Source organism: Pseudoalteromonas sp. RB2-MNA-CIBAN-0110 (genome assembly GCF_040309305.1).
GTDB lineage: Bacteria > Pseudomonadota > Gammaproteobacteria > Enterobacterales > Alteromonadaceae > Pseudoalteromonas > Pseudoalteromonas arctica.
Genome location: NZ_JBEOOQ010000015.1, coordinates 32,605 through 49,896, shown reverse-complemented (window position 1 = coordinate 49,896; position 17,292 = coordinate 32,605). Strand labels below are relative to the sequence as shown.

Genomic DNA, 17,292 nt, shown 5'->3' with positions numbered 1-17,292 from the left:
AAAACCCGCAACATGTGCGGGTTTTTTTAAAGAGTTAAAGAGCTAATTACTTAGCAGCTTTTTTCTCTTTTTCTGCAGCGATTACTGTATCAGCAACGTTTTGCGGACATGCAGCGTAGTGTGAGAACTCCATAGAGAACTGACCACGACCAGATGTCATTGTACGTAGTGTACCGATGTAACCGAACATTTCTGATAACGGTACGTCAGCTTTAATACGGCTGCCTGTTAAACCAGCTTCTTGGTCTTTCATCATACCACGACGACGGTTAAGGTCACCGATTACGTCACCAACGTGATCTTCTGGAGTGAACACGTCAACATTCATGATTGGCTCAAGAAGTTGTGCGCCCGCTTTAGGGATCGATTGACGGAAAGCGCCTTTAGCAGCGATTTCGAACGCGATTGCAGATGAATCCACGGCATGGAAACCACCGTCGAAAAGTTCAATTTCAACGTCAAGTACAGGGAAGCCAGCTAGAACACCAGTACCCATCATTGACTTGAAGCCTTTCTCAACTGCAGGCCAGAATTCTTTAGGTACGTTACCACCAACAACTGATGATTTAAACGTGAAACCTGAAGCAACTTCGCCTGGCTTGATGCGGTAGTCGATTTTACCGAACTGACCAGAACCACCAGATTGTTTCTTATGCGTGTAGCTATCTTCAATTTCTTTAGTGATAGTTTCACGGTAAGCAACTTGTGGTTGACCAACAATAAGGTCTACGCCGTAAGTACGCTTAAGAATATCTACTTTGATATCTAAGTGAAGCTCACCCATACCTTTAAGGATAGTCTCGCCTGAATCTTCATCAGTCTCAACTTGGAAAGATGGATCTTCTGCAACCATTTTACCGATAGCAACACCCATTTTCTCATTACCGCCTTTATCTTTAGGCTGTACAGCAATCGAGATTACTGGAGTTGGGAATACCATTGGCTCAAGTGTTACTGGGTGCTTAGGATCACATAATGTGTGACCAGTTTGCACGTTTTTCATGCCTACGATAGCAATGATGTCACCAGCTTGTGCGCTAGTTAATTCGTTACGGTCATCTGCTTGCATCTCAACCATACGGCCAACACGCTCAGTTTTACCAGTAAACGAGTTAAGGATGGTGTCACCCTTGTTTAGTTTACCTGAGTAAATACGTACGAATGTTAATGCACCAAAACGGTCATCCATTATTTTGAATGCTAACGCTTTGAAAGGTTCGTCAGTAGATACTACTGCGAACTCGCCATTTTCGTTACCTTCTTCATCCATAAGAGGTTGAGGATCAACTTCTGTAGGACATGGTAAGTAATCAACAACAGCGTCAAGAATAAGCTGCATACCTTTGTTCTTAAACGCAGAACCACAGTATGTTGGGAAGAAAGCAAGGTCACGAGTACCTTTACGGATACAACGTTTGATGTCTTCTAAAGAAGGTGCTTCACCTTCCATGTAAGCTTCAAGTAGTGCATCGTCTTGCTCAAGGGCAGTTTCAACAAGCATTTCATAATACTCGTCAGTTTTATCTACCATGTCTGCAGGAACGTCTGTGATTTCGTAGTTTTCAGGAAGACCAGTGTCATCCCAAACGTATGCTTTTTTAGTTAAAACATCTACAACACCAACAAACTCATCTTCAATACCAATTGGTAAAGTCATGATTAGTGGAGTTGCGCCAAGTACTTTACGTACTTGCTCAGTTACACGGTAAAAATCAGCACCCATACGGTCTAATTTATTTACGAAGATAATACGTGCAACTTCTGAATCATTAGCATAACGCCAGTTAGTTTCTGATTGTGGTTCAACACCACCAGAACCACAGAACACACCGATGCCGCCATCTAGTACTTTAAGTGAACGGTAAACTTCAACTGTGAAGTCAACGTGTCCAGGAGTATCGATAACGTTAAAGCGGTGATCTTTCCAGAAACAGCTTACAGCCGCAGACTGAATAGTAATACCGCGCTCAGCTTCTTGTTCCATGAAGTCAGTAGTAGATTCACCATCATGAACCTCACCAGTTTTATGGATTTGACCAGTAAGCTTTAGGATACGCTCAGTAGTCGTGGTCTTACCCGCATCAACGTGCGCGAAAATACCAATGTTTCTGTACTTCGATAAATCTGCCATTAATTTTGCTCTTAATAAAGTCGATAAATTATTCCGCAGGAGTATAACATCACTTAAAGCGAACATCACCATACAAGCCGCTTAAAATGCAATCAATTCAACATATTTTTTTTATCGTCAGTATCTATTAAATATCAAACATAACAAAAAAAACGTAAGGCACTGAAATAAATAGCATTTAATATTTTAGCATCAGGTACACAAAGTTACTTCGCTATTTTATAGCAACGTTCAGGGCGGCCAATACTGCCATAACTTTGATCCGCTGTTAACTTACTGATTCAAGTAAATACTCCAAGTAACGGCGTGCTGTAGAGCGACTAACACCAACCAAATCGCCCATTTTCTGAGCGGTAAATGCAGTGGTTGCGTGCTTTATAAAAGCATAGTGTATTTTGCAAAGTAAAATGTGTGCCGAGCAATAAGACAAACAGCAAAGCCATTTTTAGAGATAATTAAATACCTTTATGCTTTCATTGTATTTATAACCTATGCATATAAATAATAAGCTAAATTGAGCTGAACTTATTCATTATCATAATTATAGATATAAATATGTGGATGGATTCAATTAACATCTCATTGTCAAAAAAGCCTAAATTTGGTACATTATTCCTTCAATAGTATTTATAAAAACAACTATAAGACCCTACAATGAAATGGAACTTCCTTCGACTCAGCTCTTGGCTAATTGCACTTACCTTATTAATTTCCTCTCATAGTATTTTTGCGCAGCAATATAAAATAGATAAACCAGCTAATTGGGTTAATACACATATTATTGAGCAACCCAAGCATTCCGACATAACCAAAGTACGTGACGGCACACTTTATTTGTTACTCGATAACCAATCCTATATACCGAGCAGACAAAAACAGCAACGCTATACGCGTTTGGTTATGAAAGCTTTAAATCAAAGTGGTGTTGATTATATAAGCCAGCTTAATCTTGATTTTGATCCAAGTTACGAGTCGCTAACACTAAATAGCTTAACGATTATTAGAAATAATGAGCGTATTGATAAGCTTGGCAGCGCGAGAATGACGGTTATACAAGGTGAATCTGAGTTAGCTGATCGTATTTATAATGGTAGCTTATCACTCAATATTATTATTGATGATATGCGCAGTGGCGACACACTCGATTACAGCTACACAATGACAGGTAGCAACCCTATATATGCTAATAAATTTAGTACAAGACGCACGCTTAACTGGTCGGTACCTGTAGTGCAACAAAATATGCGTGTACTTTGGGGTAAACAAACGCCTTTACATATTAATACAATAAACGGCACAGCAGATATTCAAGAAACGCTTAACAAATATGGCAAAGATTATTCTATAACTCTTTTTGAAGAACCCTTACTCGAGCAAAATTCTCAAACCCCAACGTGGTACGACCCATATACACAAGTTTACTTTTCTGAGTTTGACGATTGGGGTCAGGTAGTTAACTGGGCATATCCACTTTATCAATCAGCCATAGAAACCCCAAACAGCATTTTGGATGTAGCTGAAGAAATAAAAGCAAAACACACAAAAACATCAGACAAAATTGCCGCAGCACTGCGCTTTAGCCAAGACGAAGTTCGATATTTAGGGCTTGAAATGGGCACTAACTCGCATCAACCAACGTCAGCTTCAGAAACGCTTTCGCTACGATATGGCGATTGTAAAGATAAAACAGTACTGCTTATTTCGTTACTAAAAGCGATGGATATAGAGGCCTTCCCTGCGCTAGTTGATACAGAGGAAACCAAACGTTTAAAAGAACTTCCACCTTCTGCAAGTGTATTTAATCACGTAATTGTTACGCTTAAACAAAACGGAAAACGCTACTGGCTCGATCCTACGGTTAGCTACCAACGAGGTACTCTTGAGTATTTAGCACAGCCTGATTATGGCTATGCCCTAATTATTGATAAAGGTGAAACCACTTTAACTTCAATGGCGCAAAAACCTGTACATACAAATGTATCTGTAGAAGATAACTTTTTTATTGCTGAAAAAGTATCTGAGCCATCACGTTTTGAAACCCAGTACACTTATGCTGAATTTGAAGCTATCAACCGAAGAAGCAGTATAGCCAGCAGTGGTCTAAATAGCGTTGCTAAATCTTACTTCGAGTATTACCAAGGCTTTTTAAAGGGTCTATCAATCAATGAAGCAATGACTATTAGTGAGCAAGAACAAACGGGTAAACTAATAACCAAAGAATCGTATTTAATTAGTGAATTTTGGGAAAAAACAGACGAAGGCTACGAAGCTAGTTTTTACGCGAATGAAATACAAAATAGCGTTTACGAACCAAAGCAGGTAAATCGCACCGACCCACTCTACTTTGGCTACCCCAATATAATTAACACCACAATAAAACTACATTTTGCAGAAAAAGGTTGGGGATTTGATAGCGACCAACAAGAAATTGATAACGACTACTTCAACCTAAAAAAAACTACTGAATTTAATGATAATATTTTAACACTGAGCTATGACTATTACGCAAAACAAGATCATATTAAAGCCGCTCAAATAGATGATTATTTAGCACAGCGTAAAAAGTTAATATCAGCAACCCATTACCCTATTCTAAAATACGCGGAAACGACCGAAACGCCTCAAACAACAGCTGATGTGCTAGATAGCTTTGGTTATAGTTGGCTTAAATATGTGTTGGCTGGCTATATTTTAGTACTCATATTCTTTTTCGCCGATTGGCGATTAGAGTCAGCAAAAAAAGTGAAATTTGAAGATAGTCCATTTTATGCAGTATCTGTAAGTAAGTTTATTATTTACAGTATTTTAAGTTTAGGCATATTTGTTAACTACTGGAGTTATCGTAACTTTAAAGCCATTAAAGAGCGCGATAACTCAAGTATTATGCCTATTGCTCGAGGTATATTTGCATTTTTATGGTATTACCCTTTGTATCTCGCACTTGCAGAGCACAGCCAACAACAGTTAAACAAAAATAGAGTAATGCCTAACTGGACTGCCTTAACACTCTGGCTAATGGTACTTGCCAGCGCCTTTGCTTATCGTATGGACGAATACGCAACCATAGTGATTTGTATAATGCCATTTTTATGGTTGCCTCTAGTTAGTTACATTGAACAAACCGATACAAGTAAAGAAGCCCTACATTACAACTCGTACTGGCGAATTAGACAGTATTTAATCTCGCTTGCGTTTGCACCTCTATTATTTTTAGGCGTACTTCAAGAAGTAAATATTTTACCCAATGCCGCAATTATAAAAGGCGATAGTTTATGGTCTTACCAAGTACACTTTTTAAAACGTAATCGCCTAACACCTGAAAACGAAGAAATACTTTATTTTTATAGCGATGCAGTATTTGATTACCGAGAAGACGGTAACGGAATAACCGAGAACTATATTTTTAGTTACTACAAAAACGATGACGGCAGGCTTGAATCGGATCTTAGTCACTTTAAAGACATAGAAAAAATAGAAACCACCTACGGTAAAACCAAACTTGATAACACAAGCATTAAAGTAATAAAAACTGACGGTAGTGATTTCTTGCTCATTGTAGGGCGTATAAACAAGCAGGATAAAGTACTAGTGAAGCAGATTAATTTACGTATAACAGCAAATAAAGTGCGTTAGTGGCTGTTGATCTTCGGGGGCTAAGATTTTACAAGAGACTATTTGATTTGATATCAAAGCAGTCGCTGTCTTGGAAGGCGATAAAATCATTCCTAGCTTGAATTTATTTTAACTTCGAAAGATTAATACTTTTATAATAAAAATTCATATCAAATTATTCAATAAGCATTAAACATCTATTCTTAATTGTTTAACCAAGATAAGCATTTTTATGAAATGGCAGTGCTAACTAGCCGATTTATATATGAATAAAAAACAAGCGCCACAATAATAAGAATTATTTGCATTTAGATGTTGACAGACAGTTAGATCTAACTGATAATCAATATCAACAAGACGGATTGCATACCACTTGTTAAGGAATGAATTGATTTGTTTCTCGACCCTGAAACAACGTGTGGCGCACGTAAACAGCTATGGTTACTTGTTATGAACCGCAACGCCCCTTGATGTTGATGATAAGTAACCGCCCTACTATTTTACTTGCTACATTGCTCATATCGGTGACGGTAGATATGAAACTAAAAAAGCCCTTACGGGCTTTTTTTATGTCTGTAATTTAGTAAAACTAAATCACTTTAATTAAATAACCTGAACTCTGGTTAAATATTAACGACGGTTTTTACGAGCTCTTGCCCGGCGTTGAAGCTTCTCTTCTTCTTTAGCTTGTTTTTTAGCTTCTGCAGCGGCGCGTAAACCAGCAACCATTACTTCTTCTTCCTCACGCATTTGCGGGGTTTCCATAGTAATACGGCCAATAATACCGTCGCGTAATTCGTTGATTAGTATTTCAGACATTTTGTATGTGTCTATTTGATTACCACCACGAATACAGCCGCGTTTTTTACCCGCCATTTCAACAAATTCCCAATCACTTTCTGGTAATTCGTCTATTTTATAACGCGCTTTTAAAAGCTCAGGGTATGCACGCAATAAGTACTCAGCTGTGTAACTTGCTACTTCTTCATACTCAAGCGCCGTATCACGAATGGCACCTGTAGCGCCTAAACGATAACCTGAGTTTTCATTCTCTACTTTTGGCCACAACATACCTGGCGTATCGTAAAGCATAATACCGTCTTCAAGCTTAATGCGTTGTTGTGCTTTGGTTACCGCAGGTTCATTACCTGTTTTTGCAACTATACGTCCAGCCAGTACATTAATTAACGTAGATTTACCCACGTTAGGAATACCCATTATCATGGCTTTAATTTGCTTATCTGCACCCACTTTATGCGGTACTAACTTTTTACAAAGCTCATTTATACGACTTACTTCAGCTGCTTTATCATGTCCAAAAGAAATCGCTTTAACACCATTTTCTTGCTCAAAATAATCTTTCCAGATTTGAGTCATTTTAGGATCAGCTAAATCAGCTTTGTTCAAAATTTTGATGACCGGCTTACCTTCACGCAAGGTTGCCACCATAGGATTTTCACTACTGTAGGGAATGCGCGCATCAAGCACTTCAATGATCACATCCATTTGTGGCATTATTTCTTTAATTTCATTGCGGGCTTTATTCATATGCCCAGGGAACCACTGGATAGCCATTTTTAACTCCTAACGTATAATTAACCGCTATTTTAACTGGCAATTCATTTAATTGCGCTATACTGACGCAAATTTTTTCAGATTAGTTGTTATGGCTCTTAAATCCACCATTATGAAAGTGCAGTTATCGCTTAGCGATATGGACCGCCACGTTTATCAAGATTTTAATTTAACCTTGGCTCAACACCCTTCAGAAACAGATCAGCGGTTGATGATTCGCTTACTCGCTTTTGCGCTAAATAGCTGTGATGGTTTAGAATTTACTAAAGGATTAAGCGCTGATGATGAGCCTGAACTTTGGCATGTAAGCTATAGTGAAGAAATAGAACTATGGGTTGAGCTTGGCTTACCAGATGAAAAACGCCTTAAAAAAGCCTGTAATAAATCTAAAAAAGTGGTGCTATATACTTACGGTGAAAACAATCAAGCAATTTGGTGGCAAAAACACCAACCTAAATTGTATGAATTTAAAAATCTAAGTATTTTTAGCCTTGATTATGCAGCAACACAAGCACTTGCTGCTTTGGTTGATCGTGGAATTAAGCTCGCCATTACCATTCAAGATGGTGAAGTATGGGTAAATACCGATACAACCAATATTGAAATAAAACCGCTGCAATTAATGTAATTACGGTAGTTATACCAATTGCATTAAATTAGTTATCTATTATAGCGACAAATAAATAAGTCGATAACAAGGCGAAAATTATGACATATAGTTGTTCTATATAAATAATTTTTAACGCAGGTAGCGGATTATTTAATACGCTAGAATGATCATGTTTTTAATAAAATTGGTATTAGGGAGCATATGAAAGTTAAACACGTTATTGTTTTACATGGCTTGTATATGTCTGGCTTTGTTATGCGCCCACTTTGTTCACGACTTGAAGAATCGGGTATGACGGTATTAAACATTACCTATAATACGCTCGACCCTCACCGCGATACCATATTTGCACAAATTGATGAGTGTATTTCTAACGAACCTGCAGCGCTTGTATGCCACTCAATGGGAGGGCTGATTGCACGTGCTTACCTAGAGGCAAACTCTCCTGCTAGCCAGAATATTACGAAGGTAATTACACTGGGTACTCCACATAAAGGCAGCCATATAGCGCAAAAAATGAAGCAAAAAGGCTTTGAATCATTCTTAAAAAATAGTGTTGAGTTTTTGCTTACTAAAAATGGTAATTGGCCTTTTAAAGCTAAGCTTTATAGTATCGCAGGCGATTTACCTATTGGCCTTATGCCCTTAATAGTCAAAGGTAGCCAGTCAGATGGCACTGTATTACTAGATGAAACCAAACTTAAAGGTATGGCCGAACATAAAGTGTTTCATTTAAGCCATACCAGTATGATTTACTCGCGCCAAGTACTCGATTACATTTTAAAGTGCTTAAACGAGAAAGATTAATCCTCAGCATTGGCTGCTATTTTATAACTAATTAAAAATACCACTGCCAATATAAGCGGAATCGGCGCCGCAATGTAGCCAAAAAAATCTGAGTTCGCAAAGCTTGCACCCGCTAAGTGCGCTACTAACCCAAGTACAAATGCGATGACTGCAATTCCTACCACTATTAACTCTGCTTTATTTTGTTTCGCTGTTTTTGCATGCATGTTATCTCTCCTAATTATTTCGACAACATTATTATGCGCCGTTAGGGTGGATGATTTTTGACCTACATCAATAAAAAAATAGCTAAGTTATTACCTTGAATAAAGTTTGTTTTAGATCATGATTTATATACTTTTGAGGTTTATTTACTTTTGAGGGGTAGTATTTTTATTAATCAGACCCACTTCTATTAATAGTCTAAAGTGAATATAGGTATCAAAAACAGCTAATAGGTTAAAACTATTAACTAGATACATTTAAACGATTTTACTAATTTATCGAAATTAGTAATACTTATCACAAGTTCACAAACAAACGGTTATTCAGGAGCAAGTTATGTCACATGTAAACGCAATTGGTCTAAACAGCGCAAAAAGCGAAGACATCATAAAGTCACTCAATACATTATTGAGTAGCTACCAGATTCAATACATGAACGCGCGTGGCTTTCACTGGAATATTAAAGGCCGTAACTTTTTTGAACTACACGTTAAGTTTGAAGAAATTTATAACTTACTACTTCTAAAAGTAGATGAAGTTGCAGAACGTATTTTAACGTTAGATGGCGCACCTCTACATGCATTTTCTGATTACCTTGAAGTAAGTAAAATTAAAGAAGCTAAAGGTATTAGTGATGGTGTTACAGCCGTAGAGAATCTACTTGCTGGTTACAGTACATTAATTCACATGCAGCGTGATATTTTAAGCCAAGCTGGTGATGCAGACGATGAAGGTACAGCCTCACTAATGAGCGATTACATCTCAGAGCAAGAAAAATTGGTTTGGATGCTAAAGGCTTACTTAGACTAAACCAGCAAAAAAAAAAGCCCTCAATGAAGAGGGCCACAAATAGGGATAAATCGTTAAATAATCAAGCGATTCGGTTACTATATTAGTCTCCCCCCAATACTAAACAACGCCCCTGTTACCAGTGGCGTTGTTTTTGGTTTAAGTGGGCACAATGCTCATATATTGGGATAAACAATGTATAAGTATTACTGCTCTTATTATTTTTTCCAATAAAAAAGCCCCAGCGATACTGAGGCTTTGTGAACGTAACTAATTAAGTAACTATATTAGTGTCGTTATTGTTGGTTAGAATTTACTTCTAAAACCTATGTAGAATGATTGACCAATTGGGTCGTACGTACCAGCATCAGTTTCAGTACCAGTACTTGAACCGCTCACACCCGATAAAATGCGTGGTGGCTCTTTATCAAATAAGTTACTTGCACCAGCGTAAAGCTCTGTTGAATCGCTGATATGGTAACTTGCTTGAACATCATGATACGTTACTGAACCAATCCCTACTCCACCTGGAGCAATACCAAAACCACTTAAGAATTGATCATCAAAGTCTGCAGCGCCAATGTAAGTTAAGCTCCAGTTAAAATCAAAGTCGTTAAGTTTATAACCAAAGTTCCAGTTAGCTTTATGCTCTGATGCACCAATTTCTCCAGCAAACTCATCTTTATCAGCGCCTGGAAGTGGAATGCTATAACCATCGATTAGGTAAGTATAAGCAAGACGAGTTCTAAACGCACCAGGACCAATATCAGCAGAGTACGTTAGTGTTAAATCAACACCTTCTGTACCTAAACCACCACTGTTAGATACACCACTGTCGATAAATTCTAGTGAACCAGCACTATTATTACCTGATGGCGCACTACGACGAGTTACAAAGTCACAAAAGCTTGTATCGCCGCCGCCATAACATTGGTCAAGAATAAACTGACGAGGTGTTGATACGATTGCATCTGTAATTTCGATATCAAAGTAATCAAGCGTAATATCTAGTCCTGATATTAGGTTTTCTGGTGTAAATACTAAACCTACTGTTACAGAGTCACCAACTTCTTCTTTTAAATCTTGGTTACCACGGTTAAAGCCACTAATGCCTTGTAAGTCAGACTGGTTAAGCGTGAACTCACCATTTGAAGCGATATTAGTTGTAACACCACCATCTGTTCGACAAGCATCACCAGCAGCACCACCGCCACTATTAGTAACACCTAAACATGGATCGTTTAAACCACTTGGGAAAGTTTGTGAAGGCGGAGAAAATAGTTCATCGATATTTGGAGCACGTGTTGAACGAGCACGAGTAGCACGTAAACGTAAGCTATCCATTACTTCCCAATCAACACCCACATTCCAACTTTCAGTGCTACCTACAGTTGAATAATCAGATAAACGAACTGCTGCATTCATCGTTACAGAATCAAGCACTGGGATATTTGATTCTACATAATACTCAGTTACATCAAACGAGCCTTCTGTTGCTGGGATTGCATTACCCGCATTAAGACCTGCTTGCTGTAGTGCATCAAATTCACTGCGTGAAAATTCTTCGCGGTATTCAAAACCAGCTGCAATACCTACCGTACCTGCTGGTAAATCAAATAAATCACCTGAAATATTACCACCAATGATTTCTTGCTCAACCGACGTTGAAAGCGAACTAGGTGCACTTACAAAATCAATAGCACCTTGCGATAACGAATTAAAACCATAAATGTCTACTGGTGCACAATTAAAGCCACGTGCTGTCGCATCGATACAGATAGCCTCATCAGTAATACCATCACCATCTAAATCTTGGCTATCGATCACAGCTTCTAAACCTTGACGGAAGCTTTGTACATTAACTAGACCGCCTGAAACTTGTTGCTCTTTTGTTTTACCGTATACATAGTAAGTATCGTAAAACCAACCATCGGCTATTTCACCTTGAAAACCAAGTGCTAAACGGAATGTATCACGCTCTGCTCGTGCTCCACGATTACCGATATCACTTAAACGTTTTGCAAAGAAGATATCTCGTGCGCCATCACCGTCGGTATCGGTTGCTGCGTTATATATATCGTCTGGAACAAACGCGTTACGTAAAAGCTCACCGTTTACATTAAATTCAATTGGTACCTGGCCATTTGCATAAATGTCGTCAGAGGCAAAAGGAAATGGCTCTAATTCAGAAACGGTTGTTGTTGCAGCGTAAGTGCCTTCATAAAAAAAGCTATGCTTGTCGCTTAACTCGTAGCTACCATTTGAGGCAAATAAGTAACGTTCTGTAGGTATTGCTATTGTACGTACACCGCTTCGGTTAAAACCATTTGCAGCTACGCCATCGCCGCCATTAGTACTAAATGAGTTTTGTAGGTTGTTTGCATCATTAAACGTAAATGTTTCATCCCCAGCGCTAAAACGACCTTGTGGTGGAAATGAAGATAAAAACGGGCTTACTGCATCAAATACAGAACCTGGATTTGCTACTGGATCATCTTCGAAGAAAATACCTGAAAATTGGTCTACCGCTGAGCGATCACGGTCACGTGAGAAAACAGCGCCTTGATCAGAGTAACCAAGGTGAAACATTGCGTGTCCTTTACCATCTGAGCTTGATAAGCCTGAGGTAAAGTTAAATTGGCGTGACTCATCATCACCTTCACTCGATTCACCGTACTGACCATCAAACTCAACGCCTTCAAAGTCATCTTTTAAAACAAAGTTAACTACACCAGCAACAGCGTCAGAGCCATAAACAGATGAAGCACCACCTGTCATAATTTCAACACGTTCAATAAATTGGCTCGGAATAGTGTTTAAATCGACAGCAGAGCTACCTGGTACACCTGATACATAACGACGACCGTTAACTAATACCAATGTACGGTTAGAACCTAAATTACGTAAATCTACAGTCGCAACACCTGCACTCGCTGTACTAAAGTTTGAGTTAGTACGACTGATTGCCGGTGAACCAAATGCTGGATTATCTAGTAGTAAATCTTGAATATTTAATGAACCAGATGCGTCGATTGCTGTGCTATCTACAACTTGAATAGGCGCTGATGACATCGCCTCAGCTGAACGAATGCGAGAGCCTGTAACTTGTACACGTTCTATTTTAGTAATTTCGTCATCTTCTGCAGCCACACCTTGAAATGAAATGCTTGCAAGTATCGCGCTGCTTAGCGCAACTGTTAACGACGATTTTTTAAATAATCGCGCGCTACCTTTGTTAGTTAATGTCATATAATTCCCCTGAATTGTTATTTTTGTAACTAAATAGTTACTTCGCGGATTACAGTAAGGGGATTTATTTAAACACTCTACGTACGTTATTTATTAGGCGTAATCTTTGGTATGAATAGCTAGTTTGATGGGATGAATTAGTACGTCACAATTATTTTATAAATATATTGTACTTTTCATAACAGTTTTTCCGCTAAGCACGGTCTTTATTATTATATACAGCAAGAGATATAAAATAATGGTCGCTTCTTTTCATGCATTAACTTTTGTTAGTAACACTAAGTTTGCAACATTTTTAACAAAGCGCGTGCAAGAGCACCGACACTTTGAATCTCAATCTTTTATTCAGGCAAACAGATTAGATCAGATAGATACAGATCAATACAACGTACTGTTTTACGAACTAACTAATCTGGCTGACCCTATGCAAATAGTGCATTTAACAGAGCTAGCTAAAAAGCTTAAGTTAGTCATTATTGCCCAGTCGGGTCATTTTGCGAGTTTTGCTTTTGAAGTTGGCGCTGTTGATTTTTTAATAGTAGATTCAACTGCACCACGTATCGATAAATGCTTTGATAAACTGATTCACCTTTGCCCGATTGCAAGCGCGGCCGAACGTCAATATCAACAAAGCACACAAACCGAAAAACCATCATCACATATCGTAGTTAAAGATGTAGGTAAGGTAAGGCTAATTGATATAAAAGATATTATTTGGATTAATGGTGCGGGCAATTATGTAGAGCTGCATTTTACCCAAGGTAGTACACCGGTATTACACCGCGAAACCATGAAAAATATTGAACAGCAGCTAGAGCCAGAAGGGTTTATTCGTATTCATCGCTCAACGCTGGTAAGAAAACAAGCTATCTGCGAACTGATGCCTACTGACAGTGGCGATTATAAAGTCAGACTTAAAAACGATATGTGCTTAAACCTTTCAAGACGCTATAAAGGGTGTTTAGAGAGTATTATAAGCCCTCTTCAGTAGCGGTTTATAATACTCATATTAATTACCAGTTCTGTTTTATATAACTATCACTTGGATGCACTAATAAATAGCTTTCAGTATCTTTATAAAAATTAACTTCTACATCGCTATTTTTCCATACTTTTTCAAACATGTTTTTAGCTATGATATTAATGTTTATATAGTCAACTCGTTGATAGCCACGTTCTTTTACACCCGCAAAATAGGCCTCTAACGAATCAAGACTATCTAAAGTTAACAGTTCAAACTCTTTTAAGTTAACAATCACAAACTTAATCGTATTTTCAGGGTGAGTGCTCAATTCTTGAATAACACCATTAGTTAATGATGTTATACCTTCATTGTTAAAGCTCCCCTTCAATTTTAAATACATATGAGGGGGCTGTGAACAAATCTGAAATTCGCCATGTGCTCCAAACATAAATTACCTTATATATATCAACTTCTATATATAGAGTAATACAATTTTCCGATTTTGCAGTTAATTTAACAGCGCAATAAAAAAGGCCATTTCGAGGGCTTTTTCTTCTAAGCTTTTAAAACGACCTGATGCACCGCCATGACCTGCATCCATATCGGTTTTAAATACTAAAATATTACTGTCTGTTTTAAGTTCACGCATTTTTGCAACCCACTTCATAGGCTCCCAATACTGTACTTGTGAGTCATGAAGACCGGTAGTAACGAGTATGTTCGGGTAGTTTTGTGCGCTAATATTGTCATAAGGCGAGTAAGCTTCTATCACATCATAAAATTGAGGCTCATTTGGATTACCCCATTCATCGTATTCATTTGTTGTGAGTGGAATACTTTCATCAAGCATTGTGGTTAATACGTCTAAGAATGGTACATGACAGCCAACACCGCAATATAACTCTGGTGCCTGGTTTACAACCGCCCCCATTAATAGGCCACCGGCACTGCCGCCTGAGGCAAACACCTTATTGCTATCACAATAACCTTGATCAACAAGCGCTTTTGTCACATCAATAAAGTCACTAAAGCTATTTTGTTTATGCTCTTTTTTACCTTGCTCATACCATTCGCGACCTAGCATTTCAGAGCCTCGAACATGCGCAATAACATAAACAAAGCCACGATCGAGCAAGCTCAGTGACGAACTAGAAAAACTAGGATCAATCGTATAGCCATAGGCGCCATAGCCGTATTGAAATAACGGATTTGTGCCATCTTTTTTAAAGCTGTCTTTTCGATAAACAACAGACACAGGTACTTTAACTCCGTCGCGAGCAGTTACCATTAATCGCTCCGACTGATAGTCATCGGCATTAAAACTACCGAGTACTTTTTGCTGTTTAAGTAGTGTTTTTTCGCCAGTTGCTAAATCAACATCATATAAAGAACCTGGTGTTGTTAAGCTTGAGTAATAAATACGCGCAGTGCGAGTGTCTGGCTCTGGGTTCATTGCTATTGCAGCATAATAACAAGGATCGGCAAACTCAAGTGCCATACGATCCCCTTGCCTATTAACAACTACAAATCGAGCTTGCCCTTGCTCGCGTTCACTCAATACTAAAAAGTCATTAAATAACTCTACACCTTCAAGCAGTACATTTTCTCTGTGAGCTGTATGCTCAAACCATTGTGTTTTATCAGCAATCGTTTCGTTTGTTGCCGTCATTAATCTAAAGTTTTTAGCTTGCCAGTTAGTCACAATATAAAATGTGTCACCTAGCTTATCTACGTCAAACTCGTGGCCATCTTCACGCGGCATTAATGCTTTAAATTCGTCAGTGGGCTTATTAGCATCAAGCACCCATGTATCGTTGGTCTCTGTCGATGCTAAATCAATAATAATTAAGCCTTCGTCGCGGCTTTTACCAAGCCCCATAAAAAAGCTGCTGTCTTGCTCTTCGTAAACCATTACATCTTGGCTTTGCTCGCTGCCAAGCTCATGCCTAAATACTTGGTATCCTAGTAGCGTTTTTAAATCTTTTTTTACATAAAAAACAGTTTTATTGTCGTTAGCCCAAACAACCTGCCCTTCTGTATTTTCAAGTACATCAGGTAGCATTTCACCGGTCGTTAAGCTTTTAAAGCGAACATTATAAATACGACGACCTTCAGTATCTTCAGAGTAAGCCATAAGCTGCTCGCATGGGCTTAGTGCGACTTCTCCTAGCTCAAAAAACTCAAATCCCTCAGCTAATATATTCACATCGAGTAAAAGCTCTTTATTATCAGCCATTATGCTCGTGCTTCTATAATGGCGAGAGTACTCATCATCACCACGAACTTCTGAGTGATACCAGTATTTCCCGTCTTTAACGGGTACCGAGTTATCGTCTTTTACAATGCGTGCTTTTAACTCTTCAAAAAGTGTATTTTGGAGTGGCTTCATTGCAGCTAACTGTTCATCGCAATACGCATTTTCAGCATGTAAATGTGCAAGTACTTGCTCATCCTGACGATCGTCATCACGCATCCAATAGTAATTATCAGTGCGTATTTTATTATGAGTACTTAATGTATGGGCTTGCTGTTTAGCAATCGGGAAATTAGGTAATAAACTTAAAGAGTAGTCAGGACGAGACACAACAAAACCAATTAAAAAAATAATGTGATTTGCAGTTTATCATAAAAATAAAAAAGCCCATCCAATAGTTGGATGGGCTAAAACGGTAAACGCTTCATTACTAAAACCGCTATACCTTTGGGAAGATAATTCACTTAAGCCTTATATTTGCTGCCAAGCCATAGCCCAACTTTGTCCAACACCGGGCTCGAACATAAACTTTTTATCGTCACTCGCGCGGCAAAACTCATTAAATGGCCAAGGCCTACATTGATAAACATGCCCTGTTTTTGGCTGCAATACCTTTGTACCCGCATTATAGTTTTCACAATTTTCAGGGTACACGTAATCATAAGTATCAAGGTTATTAACAACACGCTCATCGCATTTTGCAATACAATGAAAATCGACATGCGCTTTACATATACCACTGCTTTGCAAAGCAAAGATTTCATTGTTTCTATAGGCAACAATTAAACCTTGTTCGGTCATTTTACCTGCGCTAACAAGGGGTACATGCACGTTAATATGCTCGGCAACTAAACGTGGCCATGCGTGAGGTTCACCTTGTTCAAGCGAGGTGATTTTGTAATCAAATGATAAACTAACTAGCTCTCCTTGCATGTCATAAAAGGTTACACTCACCACATCGCCAATAAACAATTGGGTATGATGATTTAAGCAACCTATTGTTGACCACTTTCCACAGGCCAACGACGTATGCATAAACACGGCAACACCTTAAGAGTTACAAAATCTTATCCATACACTATGGATACACAAAAAAT

The 17,292-nt window shown here is 38.4% G+C and carries 13 protein-coding genes and 1 pseudogene; 5 read left to right on the top strand and 9 right to left on the bottom strand.

What is annotated here, in order from left to right:
- Positions 1–46 precede the first annotated feature (46 nt).
- The gene (gene fusA, locus AAEY68_RS09520) at positions 47–2,131 is read right to left on the bottom strand and encodes an elongation factor G (protein WP_024593825.1); all 2,085 of its coding nucleotides are present in this window, start codon (positions 2,129–2,131) and stop codon (positions 47–49) included.
- 206 nt (positions 2,132–2,337) lie between these two features.
- A pseudogene (locus AAEY68_RS09515) lies at positions 2,338–2,540 on the bottom strand (response regulator); the annotation flags it as partial.
- 245 nt (positions 2,541–2,785) lie between these two features.
- Here AAEY68_RS09515 and AAEY68_RS09510 point away from each other — a divergent pair.
- Complete coding sequence (locus tag AAEY68_RS09510; RefSeq protein WP_350585866.1) at positions 2,786–5,764, top strand: DUF3857 domain-containing transglutaminase family protein; 2,979 nt, start codon at positions 2,786–2,788, stop codon at positions 5,762–5,764.
- Between the two features lie 225 nt (positions 5,765–5,989).
- Here the strand turns inward: AAEY68_RS09510 and AAEY68_RS21915 are convergent, their stop codons facing one another.
- Together AAEY68_RS21915 and ylqF are read right to left on the bottom strand one after the other, a co-directional pair.
- On the bottom strand, positions 5,990–6,136 hold the full coding sequence (locus tag AAEY68_RS21915; protein WP_409074715.1) for a hypothetical protein: 147 nt from the start codon (positions 6,134–6,136) through the stop codon (positions 5,990–5,992).
- A 237-nt stretch (positions 6,137–6,373) separates the two neighbouring features.
- A complete protein-coding gene (ylqF, locus tag AAEY68_RS09505) occupies positions 6,374–7,318 on the bottom strand; it encodes a ribosome biogenesis GTPase YlqF (protein ID WP_024593827.1) in 945 nt (314 codons plus the stop codon).
- A 91-nt stretch (positions 7,319–7,409) separates the two neighbouring features.
- On the opposite strand from ylqF, the gene AAEY68_RS09500 reads away from it, so the two are divergent.
- Together AAEY68_RS09500 and AAEY68_RS09495 are read left to right on the top strand one after the other, a co-directional pair.
- Positions 7,410–7,946 (top strand): YaeQ family protein, encoded by a 537-nt coding sequence (locus AAEY68_RS09500; RefSeq protein ID WP_024593828.1) that lies wholly within the window; start codon positions 7,410–7,412, stop codon positions 7,944–7,946.
- A gap of 183 nt (positions 7,947–8,129) precedes the next feature.
- Positions 8,130–8,735 (top strand): alpha/beta fold hydrolase, encoded by a 606-nt coding sequence (locus AAEY68_RS09495; protein WP_004334986.1) that lies wholly within the window; start codon positions 8,130–8,132, stop codon positions 8,733–8,735.
- Here the strand turns inward: AAEY68_RS09495 and AAEY68_RS09490 are convergent.
- A complete protein-coding gene (locus tag AAEY68_RS09490; RefSeq protein ID WP_007579816.1) occupies positions 8,732–8,941 on the bottom strand; it encodes a hypothetical protein in 210 nt (69 codons plus the stop codon). The two genes, AAEY68_RS09495 and AAEY68_RS09490, sit on opposite strands and share 4 nt — an antisense overlap.
- A gap of 334 nt (positions 8,942–9,275) precedes the next feature.
- Between AAEY68_RS09490 and AAEY68_RS09485 the strand changes: the two genes are divergently transcribed.
- The gene (locus AAEY68_RS09485) at positions 9,276–9,749 is read left to right on the top strand and encodes a Dps family protein (RefSeq protein ID WP_004334993.1); all 474 of its coding nucleotides are present in this window, start codon (positions 9,276–9,278) and stop codon (positions 9,747–9,749) included.
- A gap of 285 nt (positions 9,750–10,034) precedes the next feature.
- Here the strand turns inward: AAEY68_RS09485 and AAEY68_RS09480 are convergent, their stop codons facing one another.
- Positions 10,035–12,977, bottom strand: coding sequence for a TonB-dependent receptor domain-containing protein (locus tag AAEY68_RS09480; protein ID WP_024593829.1), 2,943 nt, complete (start codon positions 12,975–12,977; stop codon positions 10,035–10,037).
- Between the two features lie 238 nt (positions 12,978–13,215).
- Between AAEY68_RS09480 and AAEY68_RS09475 the strand changes: the two genes are divergently transcribed.
- Positions 13,216–13,968: a LytR/AlgR family response regulator transcription factor gene (locus AAEY68_RS09475; protein WP_007579810.1), complete on the top strand. Its 753-nt coding sequence runs from the start codon at positions 13,216–13,218 to the stop codon at positions 13,966–13,968.
- A 22-nt stretch (positions 13,969–13,990) separates the two neighbouring features.
- On the opposite strand, the gene AAEY68_RS09470 is transcribed toward AAEY68_RS09475, so the two are convergent.
- The 3 genes from AAEY68_RS09470 to AAEY68_RS09460 form a co-directional block, all read right to left on the bottom strand.
- Positions 13,991–14,389, bottom strand: coding sequence for a hypothetical protein (locus AAEY68_RS09470; protein ID WP_007579808.1), 399 nt, complete (start codon positions 14,387–14,389; stop codon positions 13,991–13,993).
- A gap of 60 nt (positions 14,390–14,449) precedes the next feature.
- Complete coding sequence (locus AAEY68_RS09465; RefSeq protein ID WP_024593830.1) at positions 14,450–16,525, bottom strand: S9 family peptidase; 2,076 nt, start codon at positions 16,523–16,525, stop codon at positions 14,450–14,452.
- Positions 16,526–16,666: 141 nt separating this feature from the next.
- Positions 16,667–17,230 (bottom strand): hypothetical protein, encoded by a 564-nt coding sequence (locus AAEY68_RS09460; protein ID WP_010554848.1) that lies wholly within the window; start codon positions 17,228–17,230, stop codon positions 16,667–16,669.
- Positions 17,231–17,292 lie beyond the last annotated feature (62 nt).